5 protein-coding genes are annotated in these 8,661 nt (G+C 31.1%); all 5 read right to left on the bottom strand.

What is annotated here, in order from left to right:
* Positions 1–46 precede the first annotated feature (46 nt).
* The gene (locus ACWXVN_RS01275) at positions 47–2,602 is read right to left on the bottom strand and encodes an MIP family Ig-specific serine endopeptidase (protein WP_455978845.1); all 2,556 of its coding nucleotides are present in this window, start codon (positions 2,600–2,602) and stop codon (positions 47–49) included.
* Between the two features lie 80 nt (positions 2,603–2,682).
* Positions 2,683–4,932, bottom strand: coding sequence for an ATP-dependent zinc metalloprotease FtsH (gene ftsH, locus ACWXVN_RS01280; protein ID WP_455978846.1), 2,250 nt, complete (start codon positions 4,930–4,932; stop codon positions 2,683–2,685).
* Positions 4,933–4,989: 57 nt separating this feature from the next.
* Entirely contained in the window at positions 4,990–5,865 is an 876-nt protein-coding gene (gene tilS, locus ACWXVN_RS01285) for a tRNA lysidine(34) synthetase TilS (protein WP_455978847.1), read from the bottom strand.
* Positions 5,858–6,412 carry an aminoacyl-tRNA hydrolase gene (pth, locus tag ACWXVN_RS01290; RefSeq protein WP_455967644.1) on the bottom strand — a complete coding sequence of 185 codons (555 nt, stop codon included), beginning with the start codon at positions 6,410–6,412 and terminating at the stop codon, positions 5,858–5,860. The genes tilS and pth overlap by 8 nt, the downstream gene beginning before the upstream one ends.
* A gap of 9 nt (positions 6,413–6,421) precedes the next feature.
* Positions 6,422–8,599 (bottom strand): ATP-dependent DNA helicase, encoded by a 2,178-nt coding sequence (locus ACWXVN_RS01295; RefSeq protein ID WP_455978848.1) that lies wholly within the window; start codon positions 8,597–8,599, stop codon positions 6,422–6,424.
* Positions 8,600–8,661 lie beyond the last annotated feature (62 nt).

An 8,661-nucleotide genomic window follows, 5' to 3' on the forward strand; every position in this document is an offset into this window, starting at 1 on the left:
AACATTATATTACTTCACTGATTTAAAGTCAAGTACATAAGTGAATCTATTTAAAAAGTTTCGTCTTGTAATTGCTTCCATATTTAGCAATTAGCTGTTCACGATAAGAATTTGTTTGGTGTGGATATTTTTGTTTGTCTGTGCCATCTATTAAATTAAAAGCATAGGCAATTCCATTTTCAGTATATATGTCTTTTTGTTGTGTAAAAGGTTGCACTATATTAAGTGAATACTTACTCATTGTACCATCATCATTTTGCAAATCATATCAGCCTTGATTACCGTAAATTAAACCAATAGGCATCATTTGTGCATTCAATACCATCCCACCGCTGACTCCACCTACTGGGCCTACTTTTTGATAAATACCATAAGAAAGTCCATAGTACAGCGATTTAGCGCTTTCATTAAACTTAGCACCGTGACTTGCAATTGGTTGATTGTGAAACAGGGATTGAACTGTAAAAATGCTCTTAGTAATCCCATCTTCTTTATTGACATTATTTGTTGCTAAATATTGATTAGGTACTGAAGCTAAAAATTTTCATTCAATACCATTCACTAAAGGAAACCCAGCTCAATACACATTATCAGTAGATGAATTATATTGATAACCATGTAAGTATTTTTTCACAAGTGCTGACTGTGATTTTGCTTGTTGTTCGCTTGTAGGTAATGCAGATTCGAAGGTTTTTGTAACATTACCTGATTTTTTTATGTCATTGACAGTGGAATAATCTAAGCTCAATAACTTGTCGGTTTTAGTTGCATTGATCAAAGTATCTACATCTGGATTTATGTCAAAATTGTTAACAATTCTCAACAATTTTCTCCTGAATTCAAGAGCATCTTGTTTTGTGGTCTTATATTTTATAGCACTCAATTCATTAAGATCAACAGTTCATTCAATAACAGCGAAATCAGCATAATGATAGGGATTTTGATTGTAATCCATAGCAGTTGAATCCATAAAGTTTTGAGCTAAGAAGAAAATTCTTGGTCAATTATCCTTTGGCAAATTTAGTAAATACGATGGTGTGTTAGATGAAGAATTATCTTTTCAATTTTTAGGACTTAGCAATCTAATATTTGTTATTGTATTAGTTCTTTTTAATTGCTGATACTCTTTAAAATCTTTGTCTCCTTGATAAAGTTCCAAGGCAACATGATAATTGGTGGCAAAGTAAAATGTGTATTTAGAATCAGTTAATTTTTTATAGTCTAAAACTCATACTGTTCCGGCTGTGTTTGTTCCGTCTTGAAAATCTCACATTAATGAAAAACTTTGATCAACAATCTTTTGCACGTATTGTTCATTAGTTCAGTTTACAGGCCTATTTTCGCTTGTTTCTTGATACTGTTTTTCTTCTGGATGTTGTTTAAAAAATTCAACTGCATCAAAAGTTTGTTCTTCAGAATTTGCTTCCGAATCAGTGTTATTTTGTTTTTTGAAATTTTCTATTTGCTTGTTTAGTTCTAATATTTTTGCTTCCAGATCAAAATTCTTTTGTTGAATTTGATTGTAGTCTTTAAGTTTTTCTTCTAGAGAAGATATAGCATCCTGATTTTGAGTAATAGTTTGTTGTAAAGACTTAATATTTTCACCTTGTTGCTTGTTAGTTTGTTGTAACAAGTTTAACTGATTTTGCAAGTTTTTATTTTGTTCTTGAATAGTGTTTATTTGATTTTGATACTGAGTGATTTGAGTATTCAATTGAGTGGATAATGAGTCTTTTTCAGTCTTTAGCTGTGTGAGTTTCTGCTGCAGATCACTAATCTGTTTTAAATAGTTAGAATCTTTTGTCTTTAATGCTTCTAACTCTTGCTTTGCTTTTAATATCTCTTTATCCTTCGTGTTAACTTGTTCTATAAGTGTTTGAATGGTAAATTTCAATTGTGCAATCTGTGCATTTTTATCGTTTTCGTTTGAATGTTTTGTTTCTTCTAATTGTTTTTTAAGAATTTCAATTAATTGGTCTTTATTTTTAATTTCAGTATTCAAATCAATAATTTGTGTATTTAAACGTAAAGAAAGAGCGTTATTTTCAATGTTTTTGGCGCTAATTTGTTTTTTTAATTCTGAAATTAGTTCATCTTTGTGTTTTAGGATCTTATTAAGATTGTCTACCTGGGCCTTTAACGATTGAATATCTTTGTTATCAGTGTGAGACTCACTCGGTGAAGAAGTTTTTTTAACATCATCCAAGTCATCTTTAAGCTGTTCAATTTCTTTATCTTTTAACAAAATTTTGGCTTTTAAATCATCAATTGTACTTTGATAACTTTGAATTTTTAGGCCGCTTTTATCCTCGTTATCTTTAAGTTTTTCTTGAGCTGTTATAAGATTATTTTTATATTCATTCACTAACTTGTTTAAATTGCTAATTTTGATCAAAAGATTACTTTTTTCTGTGTCGTAAGTTGCAAGTTTTTTGCTAAGTGAAATGGTTTGATTTTTTAAGTCTTGAATTTGTTTTTCAAGTATATTTATATTGTTTTGTTTTTTATTATTTTGATTTATTAAAACACCACAGGCAATAGATGTGGGAATAATTGCGGATGCTAATAATGCTAAAACTGACAAAAAGATTTTTTTCTTCATTAGTATATTAATTGTATTAAAAAAGCCAGCTTAAAGCTGACTTTGGACTAATTATTAGAGTCTTTTTTATTTTCTTTGTCTTATTGAGCTTTTTTTCTTCTTTCAAGAATTGCTTTTTCACGAGGTGTCAAATTGTTTTCATCCAAGACTTTTTCTTCTTTTTTAGATTCAGATGATTTCTTTGAAAACATTGAAAAATCTAAAACGTCATTTGAAACTTTAAGTTGTCCTACTACTGCAGGAGCTGAGTCTTCAGCTTTTTCTTCAACCTTAGTTTCTTGTTGTGGTTTTGCCTCTTCTTTGTTTGGTTGTGTTGCTAATGAAACTAACTCTTCAAATGAAGGCTCATCATCATTTTTAACATCATAATGTTCTTTATCTTTTAGAACTTCCTCAGGCAATGACATATGTTTTTCAATATATTCAATTTCTTCTGCAACAATAGTTTCTTTAATAATTAGAGCTTGTTTAATTAATTCTAATAATTCGCGATTTTGAGAAATGATTTCTTCAGCTTTTCTTTCTGCTTCAGTAATGATGTGTCTAATTGCTAAGTCAATTTCTTGCGCCACTTTAGAACCAAATGAAGCACTTTTAGCATAGTCACGCCCTAAGAATGGGTTAGAACTATCTTCTTCATATTTGATAGGTCCTAATTCACTCATACCTCACTCAGTAACCATACGACGAGCAATTTGAGTTGCACGAGAAATATCATCACTAGCACCTGTTGAAACATTGTCGGCACCGTAAATTATCTTCTCTGCTGCTCTTCCACCCATGTATGAAGTTATCACAGCAATTAAGTCATGTTTAGACATATTGTATTTTTCTTCTTCAGGCATCATCAAGTTGTAACCACCAGCATTTCCACGAGGAATGATGGTAATTTTTTGAACTTTGTTTCCGCCTTTCATTTTTAGCCCAACAACAGCGTGTCCGGCTTCGTGATAGGCAACTGCAATGTTTTCATCTTTTGAAATTGTTCTTGATTTTTTAGCAGGTCCTGCCATTACTCTATCGATTGCTTCATCAATTTGATCCAGAGTAATAACTGAAGAATTTTCTCTAACACTTAGTAATGAAGCCTCATTAATAACGTTTTCTAATTGTGCTCCACTAAAACCTGGAGTACGTTTTGCAACTTTAGCAAAACTTACATTTTTATCCACTCTTTTTCCGCGAGCATGTAGTTTTAGAATTGCTTCACGTTCTTTAACATCTGGTAATCCTACAGTGATGGTTCTGTCGAAACGTCCAGGACGCAATAGTGCAGGATCTAAAACGTCAGTACGGTTTGTTGCTGCCATAATTAGCACACCACTATTTTCTGTAATACCGTCCATTTCAACTAGCAATTGGTTAAGAGTTTGCTCTCTTTCATCATGTCCTCCACCAATACCAGCTCCACGTGTACGACCAACTGCATCTAGCTCATCGATGAAAATGATAGCCGGTGCATATTTTCTTGCTTCACGGAACATTTCTCTAACTCTTCTTGCTCCCATTCCAACAAATAGTTCAACGAAACTTGAAGCAGAGATAAAGAAGAAAGGCACATTAGCTTCTCCAGCAGTTGCTTTTGCAAGTAAAGTTTTTCCTGTTCCTGGAGGACCTCCTAATAAAATACCTTTAGGAATTCTTGCTCCCGCAGCAGTATATTTCTTAGGATTTTTAAGGAAATCGACAAGTTCCATAACTTCTTCTTTTGCTTCTTCATTTCCAGCAATATCACTAAATTTAGTTTTTGAATGAATTCTGATAGCTTGACTTTTTGAAGCATTTGCCCCCAAGCCACCACTTTGTCCTTGTCTCATCATTAAGAACATGATTAGACCAAAGAATAAGACATAAATGATGATTGGTAATAGAAGACGAATTCATGAAACAAATCCGTTTTCTCTTGGTACTTCAACTGATTTAAATGAACCTATAACAGTTTTTCCATCTTTTACATAAGATAAAGCATCAGTTCAGATTGCATTGTTTACTGGGTATAGTTCATATAAACTCTTCATCTGATTTGACGAAGCATAAACATAACCATTCAATGCTGATCCATTGTTTACATATTCAAAAGCTATTTGATTTGTAAATGGATTATCGCTAATCGAAGTAAAGTAGATGTTATCTGATGTGCTTGCAGATGCATCTTTTAAGGCTTGTTGGAATGTGTTAAGATCAATTGCAGTAGCATTTGTTCTTCTTAAAACACTAACAACAACGATTCCGATAATAATTGCAACAAGAACTAAAATAACTATTGCTCATTTAGTTGCTTTTGAGCGGAAGAAACCATTTTTTTTCGGTTTGTTGTTTTGGTTATCCATTACTCTCCTTTCAAATTATTAATAAAATTATATGTGTTTTTATTCAAAATAAGTCTTTTACTTGATTACTAAGATGTTGTTTTTCTTCGCTAAAAAGATATCTTTTGCCAATTTGTATTGCTTTGCACCATTTTTTGCTTCAATAAATTGTCAAATTGAATTCATTTTTTTGTTGCTGATATTAATTGAACCAAAATGAATAGTTAGAAAAAGATATAGTACTTCATTTTTATTTTTAATAGCTTTTAAAACTTCAGGACGACAAGAGAAAAGATTGCTTTCTCAATATTTGTATTGTCTTTTTACTTTTAAATTACTAATACTTTTTAGTAAATTTATGAATCTAAATTTTCAAAAAATCAATTGCTTATAGAAATAAGATTTTGACTTTAATTGATTGCGAATTTTGTTTCTTTCATAAATATCTAAATCGTTAGTATAGTCTAAAGCATAAGGAATTTTCTTGCTTGCTAATTTCTTTAAAATTTGTTTTTTGCTAAGTTTATAAATAAATGGACGATAAACATTCATCCCATTTATATAAGTATGTTTTTTGATGCCAAAAAAAATTTTTTTTCGTTTTTGTTGTTTTTGTAGCAAACAAGTTTCAATAAAGTCGTCTTTGTGGTGGGCAACTACTAGCTGATAACAATTTTCTCGCTCATAAATTGTTTTAAAGAACTCATAACGAATTTTTCTAGCATGATCTTGGAAGTTGCTAACTTTTTCTTCTTTTTCATTAACATTTAGAACTTCAAGTTTTAAATTGTATTTTTTGCAAAAATCGCGCACAACCTGTTCATCAATGTCACTATCAACACGTTTGTGATAGTTGACGCAGGCAACAATAACATTTGGTTCTTTGCGATACTTGTAAGCAAGTAACATTGAATCAGGACCACCACTGACTGCAAGCAAAATGTTTTTAGTCATTATTCTCTGTGTTAAATTGCGTTATTGCAAAGCGAATATCATTAAAAATGCATGTTTCTAATACTTGTGCTGATTTTTCCATCACTTGTCTTACTATTTTGTCTTGTTCAGGACTAAAACGATTAAGAACATAATTTTTTAGATTACCAATTGGTCTTCCAATTCCAATCTTTAATCTCTTAATTTCTTTTGTTCCTAACTTTTGAATTATGTCATCTAAGCCATTATGTCCACCAGCCGAACCTGAAGTTTTAATTACTGCCTTTCCTACTGCGTGATCCATATCATCATAGACAACAATCAAGTCATCTATGTTAATTTTGTAAAATTGCATTAAAGCTTTAACAAAATCCCCACTGCTGTTCATAAAAGTTAGTGGTTTAGCAAGAATGTAGTCGTCAGTTTTACTATATTCTCCTTTAAATTTTTCACGAAAAGCAGGAGCTTGTAATCTTGAAGCTAGAATATCGATAACATCAAAACCAACATTGTGGCGTGTGTGTTCGTATTCTTTGCCAGGGTTGCCTAAACCAACAATAAGTTTCATGTTACCTCCTTATAATTTTTGTCACAACAATTTGATTGATGTGTCTCTTTTTGAGTCGTTGTCATTTTGAATTCCAAATTCTAGTGCACTTTGTTCACCATAAATAATTGAAAGTTCTTTTGCTCGTGTTATCGCAGTATAAATCAGTTTCTTGGATAGCAATCTTTTGGCTTCGCTAAATAAAACTGTCAGTACAACATCACATTCCGAACCTTGATATTTATGCACGCTAGTGCAATAAGCCAGCATAGTTTTGTTTTTAAACTCAGAAGGAGTATAAACTATTGTTTTTCCATCTTCAAAAACTACGTATACAAATAAAACATTACCTTCTTCATTAGCTTTGGAATAACTAATTCTATCGACATAGCCAATTTCACCATTGAAAACATTTTTTTGCACATCATTTTCTAAATTAATGACTTTATCATTTAGAAAAACTTTTCTTCCATTTACATTGTGCTCTTTTTTGTTTTCATGTTGCGATCAGAAATTTTGTAATTTTTCATTTAAGTTATCTATTCCGACTGGAAAATCATAAATCGGTGAAAGGATAGCAATTTGTTTCTTGCTAAAACCTTCAGAAATCAATCTTTTTACTTCGTCAATAATTTGGTCTGTTAAGTTTAAACGTTGTGTTGGTATAAATTTTGAACGTTGTTGAGAAAACAACGGCAAAAGACCCTGATTTATTTGCTTTGCATCATCAATGATGGCAAAGTTTTCTTTCTGACGATAATTTTTTTCTAGATAGATAGTTTTAAAAATATTGTTCTCAATAAAATCACTAATCAAGTTACCAGGACCTATTGCTGGTAATTGATCGCAATCGCCTACTAGAATAATTTTTTGTAAACTGTTGTTCTTTATTCCTTTTAGTAAGTGATAAAAAATTGTATTTGAAACCATTGAAAACTCATCAATGATTAGAACTTTGATGTCTAAAGCATTATTTTCATTAATATAGAATTTTTGTGCGTCTGTATCTCATTTCAAAAGTGAGTGAATAGTTGAAGCACGTACAGTGTTTTTTTTATTAAGATTAATGGTCGCCCTTCCGGTTGGAGTTACAACAGCTATGTCGTCTTCATGGTATAAAGTCATTAACTTGCGAATTATTTCAGTTGTTACAACTGTTTTTCCAGTTCCTGGGGCTCCAGTAATTAGTGATAATGGGTTATTCAGTGCTTCTTGAACTGCATTTGTTTGAATGTTATCAAGATATGATGATGAGTAACTCACTTTTTTTACATTAGCATTATTAGCAATGTATTTTAATCTTCTAACAATGTAAGTTTCTTGTTCGAACAATTCCCGCGGTTCTAAGATGTTATAGTTTCCGCGCTTAATTTTTAAAATGTGTTTATTTTGTTCTAGAGTATCAACTACTTTTTTAAAATCTGCAGGGGTTAAAACAATATTCTTTGCTTCTAATTCAGTTCATATTTTTGACTCAAAAACTCTTGTATTTCCTGAACTAAAACAAAAATCAAGAATTAGATCATAGATTAAAGCCATAGTTTTTCAGAAAGCATCATTTTTGTCTAATTTTGATGCTATTTTTTCAACGTCCTTGAACTTCGCTTCTGCCATGTCAAAGTAAAGTTGTCAAGGATTCGAACCATATAAATCAAAAAAGCTGTTGCTTTTGCAATGTTTCACTAAATTTGAGTAAAAGTTGTCGCTTAGCCCACATTCGTATAAGAAAAGTTTAAGCTTGATGTTGTCTTGTGAAGAAGTTAAATCTGTTTTTAATAACTCAAAAGTTTCTCTTGAAATATTAAGATCTTTTTCTGAAACCAAGTTTTGCTTAATTTTTTCTAACACGTCTATACCCAAGCTGTCCACAATTTCCTTGGCTTTTGTTGCTCCTATTGATTTATAAGCATTCGAAGATAACAACTTTATCACGTTTTGATAATCGGCATTTGTTAACTTTTCCATTTTCACAACTAGATAAGTGTCTTTGTAACGTGCATTATTAGCGTTCATCAAGTCTAGTTTATAAATGGAGTTAAACTCAAAATTGACATTCGAAGTATTAATAGAAATGCTCCGAAACCTGTTTAAAACAAAGTTGGGGCTTGTTTTAACTTGTTCATCAACTACAAAACTTGAAATTCTAAAGGTATTATCTTTAGAAACGAATATATCTCTGACAAATCTTCCTTTTACTGTTTCACTCATAATATTTATTAATTTTACACATTTATACTGGCTTAAAACTAAAGTTTTAAGAAAAATTACCC

The sequence above is a fragment of the Mycoplasma sp. 4044 genome, assembly GCF_053851695.1.